Here is a 16,881-nt window from a genome sequence, read left to right as displayed (position 1 = left end):
TTTTATAGGTAGTTGAGAAGTTTGTTCACTTCCTGCGTATTATCGGAAATATGATTTTTGAGATACTGGATGTATTTATCTTGTAGGTTCTTATCGTGAAGAAGTTCAAGGATATGCTGAGTAGCACTATCTGCATTCATTTCACAGATGCTGGCATTCACGCCGTCTTCGAATTGATCGTGTACGCTGGAGAAGTTTGTAACAACAATAGGTTTACACAAGATTTTTGCCTCATCAAGAGCGATGGATTTTCCTTCGAAGCGGGAAAGGTGTACAAAAATATCAGCTTCTTTGATGTATGGATAGGGATTCTTGACAGGGCCTAAGAAGCGGATGTTATCATTTAGGTCACGTTGTTCAACGTAGTGTAAATAGTCCATATCTTTGCTGATAGAACCAGCAAAAAGCCATTTGAAATCTATCCCTTTCTTTTTTAGCTGGACGGCTACTTCTAATGCAATATCGCTTCCTTTGTTTATGCAGATGTGCCCCAGTGAGAGAAGCACATATTGGTGCTTTCTTTTAAAGTCGATATGTTCGAGCGACTTCTGCTTAATGGCGCGCGGATTGGAAATGTTTTCCATTAATTTCACTTTGTTTGCCACTTCGGGAAAGAGCTCTTGAAGCGATTGTACACAGGTTTCTGAAATGGTAAAAATAGCGTCCGCTTTCTCAAAATATTTCTTGTCCATCGCATAGTAGTAGGGCCACTTTCGGTAGTCGCTATGGAAGAACGTCACTTTGTGTTTCCCTCGTAGCTTGTCAATCATGTAGTAGAGCATGTGCTGCCCGTTGTAGTCCACTATTAAGTCGTATTCCTCCTTATCTATTGACGGCATGAGCCGAGACAGCCACCATCCTGCCCAGCCTTTGTTGATAGTAGAAAGAATGATGCGGAGGATGCTTCCTAAAGCCAGAAGGATATGTCCCTTTTTGATAAGCTTAGGAAGACCTCTAACTCCTTCAGTTAGGAGAGATAAAGTGTTATTCTTTAGTATCTGAACTCCTGCGGGTACATCTTTGTCGGATTTTCCTAAATAACTCCCGATAAGTAGCGATACGTTGTATTCCTCCTTATCGATAGTATCTAATAAGCTGAGCAGGCTTTTTGTAACGCCTCCTCCATCAAGTGTTCCTATGGTGAAAAGAATGGAAGGATTACTATGGTTGTCCTGTGGCATGATTGGAAGTGAAATGCTGTGGGCTTAAATAAGTAGAGGAGCGCTGTAGGCTATTATGGATTTTGAAGGAGACGTGCTACAACGAACGATAGAAGTCGATAACTTTTGTTGCCCAAGTTTCCAGCGAATATTTGTGGGCATTCGTCTTGCTGGTCTTTCGGCATCGTTCTTCTAATTGAGCGGGATCGTATTCCATTACCTTTTTCATCTGCTCTGCAAGGTCTTTAATATCTGGAAAATGGAAAACAAAGGTAGAAGGATTCCCTGCGTTCCACATGTTTGGAAGAATGTCGCTTTGTATTACAGGAAGTCCTGATATAGAGGCTTCTATGATGGCATAAGAGAGACCTTCAAACTCGGAAGAGGAAACAAAACATGAAACACTATCGTATAACTGGCTGATATCTGCCTGTTGCTCTACAATCTTGAGCCAGGAGGGGAGATTGTTTCCTACTTTTTCGTTAACCACTTGCTGTGTGTCCGTTCCGTTTGTAAGCCATACTTCGAAGTTTTGTTCTTGTTGTTTATGGAGCAGTTGTGCTGCACGAATGAGTAGGTCTATACGTTTGCTTATATTTCGCCCGCCGAATGCTAAGAAGATAAAAGGTTTTCGAGAGCGTTCAAAGGTGATATGAAGCCGTTCTGTATCAGTACCGTTAGGGATGAATGTAATTGGTTGTTTGTTGAAGCGGTGGACAAAATCTACATTTTCTTCAGAAACGGAGAAAATATGAGCAAATCATCCGTAGTATCCGTAATGGCGGTAGAAACAAAACCTCTGATATAAGGCTTTAATGGGATGCGGAATGTAGGATAAAGGATCATGAAGCTGCCAAACCACTTTGCAGTGTTTTTTCATATCGAGGTGACGGACAGCTTGCACGGCCGCTATGTCATAGCCCTCAAAATTGCAGTGAACTATATCGGGATGGAAATCCTGTATGATGTTTTCGAGTTCTTGGCAGTTTTTTGGGGATACAGGAGATGCGAAATAAACCTTATGCTTGATGTCTTTTATCCAATCCCTTTCTTTTGTTTCAGGTGGGAAGACAAAAGCAATTTCAGATACATATTTGGATAGGAAAAGGAAAGATTTGATAAAGTTGCCTGCATAAGGAGCACTATAGTGCGAGCAAACGAGAATGCGCTTATTCAGTAGTTCCATAAATAAGAGATAAATAGACCTGTATTTTTAATAATGTTATGTAGGAAGGAGTGATTACAGCTTGTAAATCTCTCTCACCGTATTTTCTACGCGAAAGTTTTCAACACGTTTTTTGGCTTTGTCTGCAAAGGACCTTCTTAGATCAGCATTTGTATACATTTGCATAAACGCTTGGTAGATGGATTCGTCATCGTGTTGACAAAGTAGTCCATATTCGTTTTGCAAAATTTCGCGGGGGCCATCGGTTTCTGTCGACATGACAGGAACTCCGAGAACCATAGCTTCGCAGATGACAAGGCCGAAACCTTCTGCCATAGAGCTACTTAGTAGTATGTTGGCAGCCTTGATGTAGGGGAACGGGTTCTGTTTGAAGCCTAAAAGAGAAACCATATCTGTTACGGCTAATTCTCGAATCTGTTCTTCGAGTTCATGCTTCAATTCTCCTTCTCCAATTATCTGAAACTGAACATCAAGAATGTTTTCTTGTTTCAGTCTTGCAGCCAACCGCACCACCCGGTCTATTGTTTTTTGAGGAGTCAACCTGCCTATTACCACGACTGTGAAAAGCTTATTAATAATGTTTTCTTCGTCTGCCATTTGGCAGATTTTTTCAAAATCAATGGGGTTATATATAACTCGGGTTGTTGTTTGAAGTCCAGGAAACCTTTTATGAAACGACCTCTCTGTGTCATTAGCCACACAGATAACAGCATCCATTTGCTCATACATCTTCAACTCTTCGCCTTTTCTAAATTGAGCCGCTTCGTAGGGAAATTTGAACAAGTCGCAATGTACCCAAGAATAATGTCTCCCATGAAGCCCCGAGAGAGCATGCAATTTTAGGGGCATTCCTTCTAAAAAACTAATGACTACGTCATATTTATCCTCTAATTTATCCCGAAGCTTCTTTTTGAGTAGGCAGTTGATGCCTAAATCTTTCGACAGATGGTTTGCAAGGCGGAAGCTGAGGGTGTATGACGGCCATAGATGAATGACATTTACCTGTTCTGGTATTTCTTTTTCAAGAGGTCCACCAGGGCAAAGAAGACAGAGATCGACCGAGTACTGAGAATAATCGAAATTGCGGAGAATATCTATCAAAACTCGCTCTGCTCCTCCTCCTCCGAGTGGGCCATCAATAAAGAGGTATTTCTTCATACTTTATTTAATAAAACTCTTTTTGGGTTCATCCCCGAATGGCATTAGTGCTATCCTTTCTTCATACAATAAACCAAATCTTCTCCTACCAATAAAAAGTTATTTTTTGTTGTCACGTTGTCACAGATTACGAAAACTATCTGATTGACAACCCCTTATAGGGTGTGACAACAAATTTTCATCCCCCTTTTTGTTGTCACGCTGTTGTCACGCATATAACATGTTGTATTTCAAACTATTAACCGCAAAGTGTGACAACGTGACGACGTGACAACAAAAAAATACACGCGGGAGGAGCGTTTCCATCCCTCTAAATTTTTGCTATCCTACTTACAGCCTTCCCCACAATAAGCGCGCCAGCTTGTAGAATAAGACTATCAGCTGACACCCTTATTCTATTCCCAAACACAATAAGGGCGTTCACGCTGATTTATACACCCGCTCGTGGGAAAATTTTAGGTTCATCCCCGAATTATACAGGTATTTATGAGTAAAGAAAAGTAGCAACGCAATTCGGGGATGAACCTCTTTTGGCGAGTTATGATTAGTTATTTTCTAAAGCTTTGAGTAGTATTTCTTTGCAGGATGTTCCAAACTCCTGTTGGTAAGTATGGAATGTTGTAAAATCCATGTCTTCTTGACTTAACGGAACTATCTTTTCACTAATTCTATTTGTTAGGCCTATATCTGTTAGAAAATCAGTGATTCTTGTATTCATCCGTTTGTAAGAATGGATAAGAGGCACAGTTATAAAAGGTGTTGTATTGATGAGGGAAAAGACAGTTCCATGAAAGGAGTTGGTAATGACTAATTCTGCATCGCGAATCAGTCTTAGCCAGTCAGGGATGGATGGGTATATTTTGGGGAAAGAATCATATTGCCCCTGTGAAGCAATATATTTTACTTCAAACCCTCTTTGTTCTGCCATTTTATAAACATCTTTGACATTTATATTTGTGGGAGCACCTAAGAGATAAAGTAGAACGTACGGCTTCTCCGATATTCTTTCTGAAGGTAACAATCGGCAGTAGTCTTCTTTTGTTAAGAGCAGAGTAGGGTCACATACTTTTATTGCGTCTGAAATTCCTATGTCTTGACATGTCTTTACTCCTGATTGCTCCCTCATTCCGATAAAGGAAAAATCTTGCAGACACATCTTAACTTGTTCTTGATAGGCGAGGGTAAAATTAGATACTCCACCAAAAGATGGAGCGTATGCTATCTTTTTTCTTCCTGTAGGAACAAAATTTAGGTAATAAGCTAAATCTCCACCCCAAATCTGATCACTTCCGCAGATGTAAGCATCAGCTTCTGGTGGACAGTCAATGATAGATAGGCGATCATATATAATAGGTGACGTCGTGATATGCTCCTTAATAAAGTTCCGAAACATTCGATCGTGCTTAGCTTCTTCTTGATAGTAAGCCTCTTCTTTTCGTTGTTGCCAGAAGAGGTTATAGTAGGTGCGGAAGTGTTTCAGATAGCGCAGGACGCTTTTCTGTCCTTTGTCTGTAGCCGCAGATCTTCTGTCTTCATTATATCGAATTAAAAACGGATTGTGTCCCGCATTGCGTAGCAATTCCTGCAAAGCAAAACATTGCAGGATCTGTCCGTAATTGTCGCGTGAGTTGCAGAAAGTGAGGATACCGATTTTCATAAGTTATTCTCTCAAAAGTTTTTTGACAACAGCTTTCCCTTTTTCTCCAATGATATTAGTCATAGTAGCCTTTATTCTATTTTTGAAAACTCCTGTTGGGGTCGAAGCTAGATGAAGCACTTTTTCCAGTGCCACACTCTCGTTTTCGCTCTCTGTAAAAACTTCTAAGAATAGAGGCTTTTCAGTTATGTTTGGAGTAGTAAACCAAGTTACTAGAGATTCGAACTCTGCTTCATTTGAGGCTGAACGGTATTCATATCCTAAGTCTTCAGCATAGTGTCGTACAAGTTTTGCCGACTGATTACCGAAGTGGCCCGCAGCATCTAAGTATGCATCAGCCTCTTGTCCAAAGATGGAACAAGGGTGTCCATACAATCTGAACTCTGCTCCTTTTCCATTGTTGACAAGAAGTATTCTAAGATTGTTCCCTACATGACGATTGCCGATGACATTCATATCATAGAAAAAAGCTAAGTCTCCAAATACGCCAAATACGATTCGATTAGGATTAGCTAAAGACGCTCCTACCATTGTTGAAACTGCTCCATCAATTCCAAATCCTCCAACATTGCATTGTCCTTTAACTCCTTCTGGAAGTTGGAAGAAATTCCAAGAACGAAGACTATTGAAAATTCCAAAATGTATTTCAGAATTAATGGGGAGTCTTTGTGACAAATGTTGTGCAATCCGAATGTTGCCAAAAGGGATGTTTGTTAATTTAGAGTAAACTTCTTGATAGAGCGCTAAGCATTCATTTAGATAGTTTTCTTTTCTCTCTCCTTCAGCGGTGTATCTTTCAAAGAAAGATTTCTCGGGCATCATAAAGACATCAGACAAACAATTGAAAGAATCCCTTAGTGCTCCGTCTTCGCTCACTCTCCAGACGCGCTTTTGATATTCCTTATATCCATCTCCTGAAACTTCTCCGATATGGATCAATAAGTCCAAATGTTTGAGTTCTGTGTCTAAATCTCGTTGCGCAAAGGGTAGAGACATATGTACAGCGTATTTGCCATAAAAGCTGCTAGTGTGATCGCAAAAGACAACAGCATCATGCGAGGCACAAAAGTTATCTATGGCCGCAGTCTCTTCTTTTGTGAAATCTCTGTGAGAAGATATAAAGACTCCAATTCTTCCACTAGGTAGTGCAGGAAGTGAATCAGATAGTGTATGGCGAAAAATGGCGCGGGCAGGAGGAAGTTCTTTTACGCTAAAATCTTGGCTGTATGTTGTAAACATATTAATATGTGCAGGGCCTCCTCCGTTTTGAGTGAGTGCAAGGATTGCCTTGTTAGCTTCAATAGTGCAGTATTTTTCGTCGTTTGCATCCTTTACCAAAGGAACAACTACAGATTCTAGAGCTACATCTTTAGCTATCTGTCGTCTGTCAATTTGTTGATCTATGAGGTGTCCTATCTGATAGTCTCCTCTGTGGGATGTAATCGCAAGAACGGGAAGTTTCCGATAGTAAGCCTCTGTCATCCCTGGATAATAGTTTCGAGAAGCTGTAGCTCCAGTGCAACTGATAACAACAGGTTCTCCAGTCTCAGCAGCCATCCCACAGGCTATATAAGCTGCCGATCGTTCATCTACCGATGACCAAATCTCAAACCAGGGATCGTTTTGTATGCTACCTATAAATGTCATGTTGGTAGTTCCTGGTGATGCGATAACTCTCTTGATGCCATGCTGCTTGAGTAGAGAGATCACTATTTGGATATTTCTTTCATTGGTGTAGTATTTTTGTTTCATAAAATTACCATCTAGTATTAAGAGTCTTTCCGTTGTTGCAATAGATTATTTGTCCAGAGATGCAAGAGGAAATGTCTGAAATCAGAAAACAAGCAATTTCTGCAACTTCTTCTGGAAGATAAATTCTTCCATTAGGAGATGCTCCGCTAAAGAGATTCCCCTCTGTATCATAACCAGTCATCTCGGAGGCTGTTATACCTGGTGCTAATCCGTTAATTCTGATTTCCTCACGAATCATTTTTGAAGCGAGTCCCTGTGTCATACTGTTGATGGCTGCTTTTGTCCATCCATAAGGGCGGTCATCAACTGTTGCTCCTGTTTCAGAGGAGATAAATAAGATGTTTCCTTTTTTATTTTTTGCTCTTAGTAAAGCAATAAATTTTTGAGCCATGAAAAAACAGCCTTTGAGGTTTATGGCTATTTGCTGATCAAACGTTTCAGAAGTTACTTTTGTGAAGTCTTGTTCATGAAGAGAAATTCCAGCATTATTTATTAAGCAGTCTGTTTCCCCTAATAGCTCATTGGCTTTTTGTAAGAAAGTATTTATTTCGTTTGTATTACTAATATCGAGTGTTAAGTATTTACATTTTAATGTATTTGCACTTTTTATTAGTGTTTCTTCATCCCTTCCTGCAATAAGAACTTCTGCTCCTTCTGCTATGAACTTTTTTGCCATGGAAAAGCCTAATCCTCTACCACCTCCTGTAATTATGATTTTTTTACCTTCTAACTGTTTTGATGGTTGGGTATAGAAAATCTGGGCTTTTGTTACTTGAATAGGAACTCCGTAAAAAATATATCGTAAAGCGCGTCCTAAAATAGTTCTAATTCTCATCTTCTGACTGATATTTTGTTTTTTATGAACATTAGAATCATTTGTTTTTCATTTTTCTTTAGTCCTACTAAGTAGATCGAGCCTATGGTGGAAATCATGCTCAAAACGCACATGAAGATGAATCGAAACATTCCTTGTTCTACTGTAGAGCATAATAATGTGGGGAGGATAATTGCTAAGCAGGAAACAAATAAGACAGGAATGAGAACATCGCAGAAGTATCTTGATACAGTCATGTGTATGAAGTTCTTTACAAGATAAATCCTAATAAAAATAAGGGCGAAATAAACTATGAAGTAAATGAAGTAAGCAGAAACAGGGGAAAATCCCATTTTGAAAGCTATCCAAGTTAAAGGGAAACACGTGGCTCCCCAAATACTAACGACAATCTGATATTTTTTTATGTGCCCAGTAGCCTGAATGGCTGTAACCATTGTATTACCTAAAATAGTTGTCATTGAAGCTGCCAAAGTTAACCGAACAAAAGAAATAGTATAATCGGGAACAATTCCTAGCCATAGATGAAGTATTGTAGAAGTTTCGAAGCATATTGGGATAGCAAAAAAGAGCATAAGGAAGTAGGAGAATTTTGCTCCCCAACAGACCAAATTATGCATATAATCCCAATCGGATGTTGCATAGGATTTTGTTATCTGTGGATTAAGGGCAGTCATGAAATTTGTAACGAAGAGTGTCACCGCACTTTCTACTTGCTTGGAGATTCCTCGCGCCGCATTCAGAGCAACACCGAAGAAGATATTTATGAGAATGTCAATGGCTTGTGTGTTCATAACCATACATGAACTTCCTAAGAATCCCCATCCAGCAAAGCTTGTCATTTCTTTCATTAGAGGTTTGTCTAACAGGATGTGATAATGACATTCTTCAAAATGCCGTTTGCAATAGGTGCGGTATGTTAGAAAAACTAAGAGCGAAACGCAGAACATGAGTGTTGCGTATGCTTTTAATTTATCATAAGGAGAAAGCCATAATAAATATACTATTCCTAATTTTAGCGAAGCTTCAATAATTGAAATCCAAGCGAAAGCCGACATTCGTTCATGAGAGACTATTGATGCGTTATATGGCACACTAATAACGCTAATTACAAAGGTAAAGAGTGAGCATTGTAGTGTCCAATTAGCTGCATCTAATCTTTCCGGTGGAATGTTCATTTTGTAATTCAAAAACCATACGCCAGCCACCTCTGCTATTACTAAAACGACAATAGCCATTAAGATTTGGACATTGATAGCGGTGCAAAAAATGGTTTTAAGCCGATCGTAGTTTTTTTTGCCAAGTTCGAAGGTTAAAAAGCGGCTGATCGAAGACGATAGAGAGTTTGAGAGGATAGAAAACATTGAGACAACTCCCCCAACAACATTGTAAATACCAAAATCATTAACGCCGAGAGTTTGAAGGATGACGCGGCTTGTAAACAAGCTAATAGCCATCATAAAAAACATTCTCAGATAAAGAATTCCAGTATTCTTAGCTATGCGTTTACTATTTTCGTGGGAGTTTGTCACTATTTTTCCTAGTACTATTACCTGTTGCCTCTCTCTCTGGTAAATGCTCTTGTTGCATTGATAGGCAACTATTATAGCTCCTCAAAGATCTATCCTTGAGGTGTGCAAATGCTTGATTTAACGCAAGTTATAATCATGAAGGTTTATAGAGTCTTGTGTTCTATCTCTGTGAGATAGCCTCTAAATAAGTCCCTCTCTTTCTCGCAAAGGTATCATTAAACTTTGAGAATATCAAATGTAGGGATGGGAAAATGCGATGGGCAGGGAGGTGGGCGGGAGGTGTTGTTGTGAAAATCCCTTGCACGGAGAGAGGGGTGCAAGGGATTTTTTAGGGGGATAAGGCGGCGGGAGGTTACAGCTTTCGTCCTTGAAAATAGGTGTTCCAGGAATCTTCGGCGTAGCCACCGCCGTGGTAGGTGAAGTTCATGGTGGTGGCGCCTTCTACTTTGCGCCCGCGATAGTAGACCGCCCAGTTGTCGGTGGCATAGAAGCCGCCAACGAGGGAGAAATTCATGGTGGAAGCACCTTTGATTTTTTTACCCTCGAAATAAACGTTCCAGTCGTCTTTTGCATAGCCTTTGCCGAGATATTGGAAACTCTGTGCTGAAGCTCCCTCGATTTTTCGGCCGTGATAGAGAACGGTGTTGTTCATCTGCACATAGCCACCTTGCGTGAAGTTTCCGCCGTAGTAGAGGTTGTAGGTGTCTTCATCGATGTCGTCGTCCACTAAATCTTGGGCGGGATCTGGACCGTAGGGCCTGCGTTGTGTCACGAGGCGGAACGTGGCGGGGTCTACATACTCCAGGATTTGGCCGAAGAGAAACACATAGCGGTTGTCCTTACCATAGCCGTGTCCCAGATCTTGGAAGTAGCGCGGATTGGCTTCGCGCAGTGGTTGGCCTCTGAAATATACATAGTCGCGCGTGATGGTGTATTCGCGGTTGAACACTTGCGCCTGACTCTCCATGAGAACCACGGAGGCGAGCAGCAGCGTGCAGAAGCATATCAATATCTTTTTCATCATCATGGTTTGTTTTATGAAATCTTCGGTTGTCTTTGTCGCAAAGATAAGGATTAGTTTGTGGTTTGCCCTTTTTAAGAGTGTTTTTTGTGATTTTATAGGGAAAGATATTTCTTTTTTAATCGTATTTACGGATAGGAAAGTTTTCGTTTTATTTTACTTTGTTGTGCACTTCTGGAGTGGCTAAAAAATCGAGAGTCTGCAAAATCTGTGGGATTTTTTAGCGGTTGTGTTCTGCTGTGGAAAGGAGAAATGGATGAAAAGCTGGCGGAAAGAGGTGGATGGGTGCGTTTTTGCCACTTTTTAGGTCTTTTTCTCTTGAAAATACGGCTGTACCTGTCCGTCGATTTCCTTATTGCGTTGGCCGACTTCCTTATTCTGTCAGCTGACACAATAAGGATGCTGGCGGATAGCCTTATTGTATCGGCGGGCGCGAGGCTTCGGTTGCGTGGTTGGCGGGAAAAAGAGCAAATTGGGGCTATTCTCAGACGAGGAAAAGTGGGAAAATTCTTTGCTGATTATTGGCCGTTTTTAACTACGGATTTTGCGAAAATTCTGGTTTATTAGAAAAAGGATTAAATTATGTGTAAGCGACGAACCCGCCGAGGGAAGGTTTTACGAAGTTAACATTCGTATGGCGATTTATTTTAATTGCTTATTAACTTCCTTTTCAAGGATTTCCATTTCATTTATGCAATTATTAAATCTTCTGACAATAACTCCTTCTTTATTTATTAAAAATATTGTTGGGATACTATTGACATAAAAATCTTTTGCAATTCCTTTCTTCCCAAAATCTCTCGCAGGGTATAATTCAGATACATTTATCCATGTAAACTTGTGCTTTTGGATGTGGTTTTTCCACTTTTTTATATTATTGTCAAGATTGAAATAAACAATTTTCAAACCTGTTTTTTTGTACTTATTATAAATTTTTTTTAATGCAGGAATAATTTTTTGACACGGGCGACACCAAACTGCTGAAAATATAATAATAGATACCTTATTTTGGAGGGCAGAACTCCGAAAAAGATTGTTATGGACATCTCTAACCTCAAAATAAGGGATTTTTTGTCCTTCAGATGATTGAACTGATCTATTCTGTCTGTCTAATGTTGTTTTGTAGAGTAATGTTCCAAGTGGAGTGTTTTGTAAGGTAGGTGATAATTTATTGAAATAAAACAGAACACTATCATTTTTATTAACGAATATGCTGTGTGCAAAATCATATAGCATCATCAAGCTGTAATAATTAGCCGGATTTTTTTGAAGTTGTTGTAATTTATATTGATATAACTGTTGTTGAATATTTTCATCAGTAATTTGTTTTCCTATTATTTCTCCCGAATTAAGATCTTGGACGTTGCTGCCATAACAATCTAAGTATAAATTATAAATACTGTCTATTTGTTGAAATAGTTTATTTTCTTCAATATTTGATAGTGACTTGATACGTATATTTCCACTATTATCCATTATAATATTAAGATTATTATGTGTTCTATTAAGCAGGAATTGACCTGCTGGCTCTTTTCCTATGTACAACTGTGCTTTTATAAATTCGTAAGGGAAAACTTCTCCTGCTATCGAAAAAGTATCACCTATGATGGTGGTACTATCTGTAATCCGATGTAATTTATCATTAGCGTCTCTATAGAAGGCTTTAATTGTCAGAGTTTGGTGTTTTGAAGATGTTAAGACCTTTCCACGAATAGAATATGCCCATATAGACGTAAATAAAGTTAATAAGAGAATTGTTGTCAAAAATCTTTTTTCCATAATATTGATTTTTAAAAAAGTATGCGTTCTATGTATGCATGCTCTAATTTTAATAATTACTTCACGCAAGCTGCAAATGTAATACTATGAATCTTGCAAATGTTTCTATTATCTGAGCTTGTTTTCATATGCGAGAATTATTTAGATTTTTGCAAAACTAACAAAAAAAATGTACAGGATAAAGATGATGATGTTTTTTTGCGAAAATGGCACGAATAAGGCTCGGGGCTTGCGGAGTGCATGTGGGGATGATTGGAGTAGTGGCATCAAAAAATCCCGCCCAACCTCTGTGGGAGAAGTCGGGCGGGAAAAGCTATAGAATAGAGAAAATGTGTCGGTTTGTTTTATTTCTCCGAGAGCATGGTCACTTCTATGCGGCGCTTGCTTTGGAGCATATTTTTGGCGATGCGTTGGATGTCGGCCGCCGTGGTTTTCTCAACGAGCTGCTTATAGTTCTTGTCGAAATCAACTCCATTGCGCAGCTGGTTGTAGAGCACGTAGCTCCAATAGTCGTTGGTGATAACGGCCTGGTCATACTGCTTGAGGAGGTATTCCTTTACCTTTTTCAGACTGGCAGCCGCAGGGCCCGACTGGGCGATGTGTTCTATCTGTCGGTAGATGATGGGCATCACCATTTCGTATTTGTCGGGGTCGGTGTCGAAGGCCACTTTCAGGAGCGCACGCGGGTTGGAATATTTGTCGATACTGCTGCTCAGCCCCACGCCATAAACGCCGCCTTTGTCCTCACGAACAGAGTCGACATAGGCAATAGAAAGCACGCGGCGGAACATATCGAGCTGCAAGTCGGACTTAGCGGAGTAAGGTTCGTTCCAGGTGTAGATGATGCTCACCTTTGAGATGGGCGTGTTCATCTTCTTCGTCCAGCGGTGCGTTTCGTTGCAATTGCGCACATTGGGGTAGGTGTCGGCAAATGTCTCCTTCTTGCCCGTTGATGGCAGCGAAGCGATGTACTGTTCGAGCAAGGGGCGGAGCGTTTCAAGCGAGATGTTGCCCATCACGATCAGTTTGAAGTTGGAAGCATTGCTGAAACGTTCATGATAGATCTGCAGCACGCGGTCGTAGTTGACCTTGTCGATGGTGGTAGCCTTCACGGGCTGAGTGCGCGGCGAGTTGCCGTAAACGATAGCCGAAAGCGAATCGTTGTAGCCCACTTTCGGGCTGGCCTCACGATTGGTCAGGAAGGAGCGCATACGGTTGAGTTCTGCACCGAAAGCCTGATCGTCGCGGCGCAGGTCTGTGAAGTAGAGGTGTGCAAGCTCGAAGAGCGTCTTCACGTCCTTCACGGAGGATTGTCCGCCGATGCTCTGCGTTTCGGTGCCTACGTTGGCGCTGATGCGGACCGTCTTGTCGGAGAGGTACTTATTGAGAGCGAGTTTGTCCAACTTTCCAAGTCCGCCTTCCTTAATGGCCGTGGCGAGGAACTGAATGTTGGGGATGTCGGTATCAGGGTAGAGCGATGAGCCGCCCTCTCCGAAGAAGCGCAGCGTTACCTGGTCCTTGTTGAAATCCGTTGGCTTGAAATACACCTTCACGCCATTGCTCAGCGTGAGCTCTGTGGTGCCGTGGTCGAAGGCTTTCTGGCTCACGATGCGGCCCTTGTTGGGTAGTTTCTCAATGAGCTTCGTGTCCACCTTCTTTTCCTGGTAGGCGGGATACTTGCGAGCCTGCGCTTCCAGTACGTAGCTCTCCAGTTCAGCATCGGTGGGGATGTGGAAGTCTGCTTTCTCGGGTGCGTAGACCACAAGCACTTGGTTGCGATTGGTGATGGCCTCGCGCATAGCTGCATTCACGTCCTTGAGCGTCACCTCGCGGTCGAAGCGTTCGGCCAGTTGCTTGTCGTAAGCCTCGGTTGTGATGGGCTCGTTGTTGAGGAAGTTGTTTTGCGCCTTGCGAACAAAATAGCTGTTGCGGCGATCGTCGCGCTGGTTGAAGCGGTTGTTGATAAGCTTGAGGTAGAAAGCCTTGGCGCGGTCCAGTTCGCTCTGCGTGAACCCATGTTGGCGAATCTGCTCGATACATCCCACGGTAGCGTCGAAAGAGCCACGGATGTTTTCCTGGCGCGCGCCGAAAGAGAGAGTGAACGCTTCTTTTGAGCGGCTCACGAGGAACTGACCGATGCGTGCGGATGCGCTGAGGCAGGGCTTGCTCGGACTTTCCTGCACCTCGTTGAGACGCTCGCCCACGATATAGCTCACGAGGTCGTCCACGTAGGCATCGCGCTGATACTTCAGTGTGTTCTTTTCCGTCTCGGGGGCTGCGTCGCGCTTCATGTAGAGATTCACGAGCATGATGGGCTGCTCTGCATCTTTCAGGGAGGCCACAATCATCTTGTCGTTGTCGGGCACGGAGAAGTACTCGCGCTTGGCGGCGTTCTCAGGCATGGGGATTGGACCGAAGATGTCCTTGATCTTCTTCTCCATAGCGTCCACGTCGATGTCGCCCACCACGATGATGGCCTGCAGATCGGGGCGATACCATTTGTGGTAGTAGTCACGCAGGTCTTTGTAGGGGAAATTGTCCACAATGTCCATCGAGCCGATGGGTAGGCAGTCCTCATACTTAGAGCCTTTGTAGATGATGGGAAGTGCATTTTCCATCATGCGCTGTGTGGCCATGCCGGCGCGGCGCGTACGCCATTCCTCGTGGATGACGCCTCGCTCCTTGTCTATCTCCTTATCGGTGAGCAGGAGGTAGTGGCTCCAGTCGTGGAGGATAAGGAGGGTGGAGTCCACAGTTGTGTTGTTGCGCACGGGAACAGCTCCAACGTGGTACACAGTCTCGTCAACGGAGGTGTAAGCGTTGAGATTTGTGCCGAACTTTATGCCGTGTGCCTCGCACCAGTGCACAATGCTCGGGCTCTTGGGCGTGTCGCGGAAGTTCTGCGTTCCGTTGAACGCCATGTGCTCCAGAAAGTGGGCCAAACCGCGTTGGCGCGGCTCTTCGAGGATGCTACCCACGCGCTGGGCAATGTAGAAATCGGCCAAACCAGCTTCTTTCGCGTTGTGGCGTATGTAGTACGTCAGGCCGTTAGGCAGCTTGCCAGTTCGGAAGCTTCTGTCGGTCTCTACGTTTTGTGCCGTAGCTTCTGTTGTAAGGAATAGCAAAAAAATATAGGATAAAATTTTCTTCATTTAAGAGAGAGATAATAATGAATACTGAAGGGTTAGAACGCACATCCGATGGTGAGTGTCACACCCGTATTGTCGCGTCCAGCCAAGAAGGCGTTTCTCACGTTAGCCTTGTGGTGGACAGCATCGAGATTAACGTAAGTTTTGATACGAGTGGCGGGGAAATGGAAAGCATAGCCCACGCCGCCGCCAAAAGTGTATTGCGGAGCAGTCAGATAGAGATACTCCCGATAAAGAAAAGCCTCCATCTGGGGAAATCCCTTTTGCTTATCGGAGGGCTTAATGAATGTGCCGTCCTCATAAGCCGCGCCACTGCCTTTAGCATACGCCATGCTGCCGCGCAAGGAAAGGACACCGCTGCGAAGGAGCAAATTGCGCTCTGCCTGCAGAGAACCTTCCGTTCGTGTGAGTCGCTGATGACGGTAATAGGGATAGTCGTAGCCCGTCTGCTTGCGGCGGTTCACATTCAGTCCGGCCTGCACGCTCCAAAGGGGAAGTTCGTTGACGATACCCCAGCGAGCGGTGTAGCCCACGTGGAAATCCTGCCACAGGCGGTTCCCCGTCTTCACTGCATCATAGTATTCGTAGTAGGAAGCCCCCTTCTCGTTCGTTAGGTTGCGGTAAGTGTTGCGCACGTTGCGGAGATTCTCCTGCGTGAAGTTGATGTCCACGCTGTGCTCTTGCTTGTTGCCGCGCCATTGCAGGCGAGATGTGTAGGTAAGCAGGTGGCTGTTGTGCGCCATAAAGGTGATGCTGTATGGCGACTTTCGGCCATAGTATCCATGGCGGTAAGCGAGCTGAAAGTCGTTGTACCAGTTCAGTCCGGGTAGGGGCGTCCAGGCTGCTTGTACACCTGCACCTTGATATTCGCTCACAAGCGGTTGCTCGATGCCGCGCGCGGTGTAGCCTTGGTCGGAGAAAAGCTCTGCTTCCCCTATCCACGGGCCGTAGTTGATAAAAGAAAGGAACTCTTTATCGTTTTCAGCGTAGGTCCTGAAGGAGACGCTCTCCGTGTTGCGGTGGTACTGATAGTTTGCGCCAAAGCTGAGCGTGCGGGCCACAGGAGCGTAGATAGACATCAAAAGGTTGAGGTCCATCAGCTTTGTCTTGTGGCGCAAGTCGCGGTACTTGGCGGCGTTGGCAGCTGTGAAGTCGACCTTTGCGCCTATAGATAGTCCGCGCCACATTTGCCAGCTGAGTGCGCCGATGAGGTGGTAGGTGTCGAAATGCTTTTTGCCCGCATTTGTCAGCGAGTCCTCCGCAATGTCGAAAGGCTTGCGGTGTGGGCTGATAAAGGCAGAGCCCGTCATTTCTCTTCCCGAAAAACTATCATACGTCATCTGTCCGTAAACAACCATGCGCGGCGAGAGTCTGTAAAAGGACTCTACGCGACCCGTAGTATTCCAAGCGCGTGGCGATTCGTTGTAGTTGACGAAACCTCCGCGTTGATAATGGCTTGAAAGTTCGGCGCGCGAGATGTTACGACTGTGCCAGCGCGTGAGTGCAGCGGCATTGTTGCTTCCCAGCCATGCGTCGCTCGTCCCCACGAAGTTGAAGTCGCGCAGGAGCAGGCTGTCGGTCGTTTGAGAAAACAAGCCGACAGGAACAAGTAATGTCCCTGCCAGCAAGATGATGTATGATGAAAGTTTTTTCAT

The 16,881-nt window shown here is 43.3% G+C and carries 13 protein-coding genes; 1 reads left to right on the top strand and 12 read right to left on the bottom strand.

The features are described from left to right. Positions 1 to 2 precede the first annotated feature (2 nt). The 9 genes from FHS60_RS06510 to FHS60_RS06470 all read right to left on the bottom strand — a co-directional run bounded on the left by FHS60_RS06510 (position 3) and on the right by FHS60_RS06470 (position 10,301). Complete coding sequence (locus FHS60_RS06510; RefSeq protein ID WP_183696692.1) at positions 3 to 1,181, bottom strand: glycosyltransferase; 1,179 nt, start codon at positions 1,179 to 1,181, stop codon at positions 3 to 5. A gap of 76 nt (positions 1,182 to 1,257) precedes the next feature. Then, entirely contained in the window at positions 1,258 to 1,812 is a 555-nt protein-coding gene (locus FHS60_RS06505; RefSeq protein ID WP_338081921.1) for a glycosyltransferase family 4 protein, read from the bottom strand. A 108-nt stretch (positions 1,813 to 1,920) separates the two neighbouring features. After that, entirely contained in the window at positions 1,921 to 2,346 is a 426-nt protein-coding gene (locus FHS60_RS06500; RefSeq protein WP_183696689.1) for a glycosyltransferase, read from the bottom strand. A 54-nt stretch (positions 2,347 to 2,400) separates the two neighbouring features. Next, positions 2,401 to 3,504 (bottom strand): glycosyltransferase, encoded by a 1,104-nt coding sequence (locus tag FHS60_RS06495; protein WP_183696686.1) that lies wholly within the window; start codon positions 3,502 to 3,504, stop codon positions 2,401 to 2,403. Positions 3,505 to 4,048: 544 nt separating this feature from the next. Continuing rightward, the gene (locus tag FHS60_RS06490) at positions 4,049 to 5,161 is read right to left on the bottom strand and encodes a polysaccharide pyruvyl transferase family protein (RefSeq protein ID WP_183696683.1); all 1,113 of its coding nucleotides are present in this window, start codon (positions 5,159 to 5,161) and stop codon (positions 4,049 to 4,051) included. A 3-nt stretch (positions 5,162 to 5,164) separates the two neighbouring features. Next, positions 5,165 to 6,913, bottom strand: coding sequence for a thiamine pyrophosphate-binding protein (locus FHS60_RS06485; RefSeq protein ID WP_183696680.1), 1,749 nt, complete (start codon positions 6,911 to 6,913; stop codon positions 5,165 to 5,167). A gap of 4 nt (positions 6,914 to 6,917) precedes the next feature. Next, entirely contained in the window at positions 6,918 to 7,748 is an 831-nt protein-coding gene (locus FHS60_RS06480) for an SDR family NAD(P)-dependent oxidoreductase (RefSeq protein ID WP_183696677.1), read from the bottom strand. Further along, on the bottom strand, positions 7,745 to 9,205 hold the full coding sequence (locus FHS60_RS06475) for a lipopolysaccharide biosynthesis protein (protein ID WP_244957456.1): 1,461 nt from the start codon (positions 9,203 to 9,205) through the stop codon (positions 7,745 to 7,747). Before FHS60_RS06475 ends, FHS60_RS06480 begins: the two co-directional genes overlap by 4 nt. 424 nt (positions 9,206 to 9,629) lie before the next feature. Next, on the bottom strand, positions 9,630 to 10,301 hold the full coding sequence (locus FHS60_RS06470; protein WP_244957455.1) for a DKNYY domain-containing protein: 672 nt from the start codon (positions 10,299 to 10,301) through the stop codon (positions 9,630 to 9,632). A gap of 207 nt (positions 10,302 to 10,508) precedes the next feature. Here FHS60_RS06470 and FHS60_RS06465 point away from each other — a divergent pair, with 207 nt between their 5' ends. Then, positions 10,509 to 10,865 (top strand): hypothetical protein, encoded by a 357-nt coding sequence (locus FHS60_RS06465; RefSeq protein WP_221189648.1) that lies wholly within the window; start codon positions 10,509 to 10,511, stop codon positions 10,863 to 10,865. Positions 10,866 to 10,940: 75 nt separating this feature from the next. On the opposite strand, the gene FHS60_RS06460 is transcribed toward FHS60_RS06465, so the two are convergent. The 3 genes from FHS60_RS06460 to FHS60_RS06450 form a co-directional block, all read right to left on the bottom strand. After that, complete coding sequence (locus FHS60_RS06460) at positions 10,941 to 12,077, bottom strand: TlpA family protein disulfide reductase (protein ID WP_183696670.1); 1,137 nt, start codon at positions 12,075 to 12,077, stop codon at positions 10,941 to 10,943. A gap of 344 nt (positions 12,078 to 12,421) precedes the next feature. After that, a complete protein-coding gene (locus FHS60_RS06455) occupies positions 12,422 to 15,229 on the bottom strand; it encodes a M16 family metallopeptidase (protein ID WP_183696667.1) in 2,808 nt (935 codons plus the stop codon). Between the two features lie 32 nt (positions 15,230 to 15,261). Then, on the bottom strand, positions 15,262 to 16,881 hold the full coding sequence (locus FHS60_RS06450; protein ID WP_183696664.1) for a DUF6850 family outer membrane beta-barrel protein: 1,620 nt from the start codon (positions 16,879 to 16,881) through the stop codon (positions 15,262 to 15,264).

Source organism: Alloprevotella rava, assembly GCF_014195585.1.
GTDB lineage: Bacteria > Bacteroidota > Bacteroidia > Bacteroidales > Bacteroidaceae > Alloprevotella > Alloprevotella rava.
The sequence above is the reverse complement of the archived record's forward strand: the minus strand, read 5'-3'. Positions and strand labels throughout refer to the sequence as shown.

What these genes read in the sequence shown, in the direction of transcription:
- FHS60_RS06455 (WP_183696667.1), bottom strand. Translation starts at nt 15,229, where the DNA reads ATGAAGAAAATTTTATCCTATATTTTTTTGCTATTCCTTACAACAGAA.
- FHS60_RS06450 (WP_183696664.1), bottom strand. Translation starts at nt 16,881, where the DNA reads ATGAAAAAACTTTCATCATACATCATCTTGCTGGCAGGGACATTACTT.
- FHS60_RS06475 (WP_244957456.1), bottom strand. Translation starts at nt 9,205, where the DNA reads ATGATGGCTATTAGCTTGTTTACAAGCCGCGTCATCCTTCAAACTCTC.
- FHS60_RS06460 (WP_183696670.1), bottom strand. Translation starts at nt 12,077, where the DNA reads ATGGAAAAAAGATTTTTGACAACAATTCTCTTATTAACTTTATTTACG.
- FHS60_RS06480 (WP_183696677.1), bottom strand. Translation starts at nt 7,748, where the DNA reads ATGAGAATTAGAACTATTTTAGGACGCGCTTTACGATATATTTTTTAC.
- FHS60_RS06470 (WP_244957455.1), bottom strand. Translation starts at nt 10,301, where the DNA reads ATGATGAAAAAGATATTGATATGCTTCTGCACGCTGCTGCTCGCCTCC.
- FHS60_RS06495 (WP_183696686.1), bottom strand. Translation starts at nt 3,504, where the DNA reads ATGAAGAAATACCTCTTTATTGATGGCCCACTCGGAGGAGGAGGAGCA.
- FHS60_RS06500 (WP_183696689.1), bottom strand. Translation starts at nt 2,346, where the DNA reads ATGGAACTACTGAATAAGCGCATTCTCGTTTGCTCGCACTATAGTGCT.
- FHS60_RS06490 (WP_183696683.1), bottom strand. Translation starts at nt 5,161, where the DNA reads ATGAAAATCGGTATCCTCACTTTCTGCAACTCACGCGACAATTACGGA.
- FHS60_RS06510 (WP_183696692.1), bottom strand. Translation starts at nt 1,181, where the DNA reads ATGCCACAGGACAACCATAGTAATCCTTCCATTCTTTTCACCATAGGA.
- FHS60_RS06485 (WP_183696680.1), bottom strand. Translation starts at nt 6,913, where the DNA reads ATGAAACAAAAATACTACACCAATGAAAGAAATATCCAAATAGTGATC.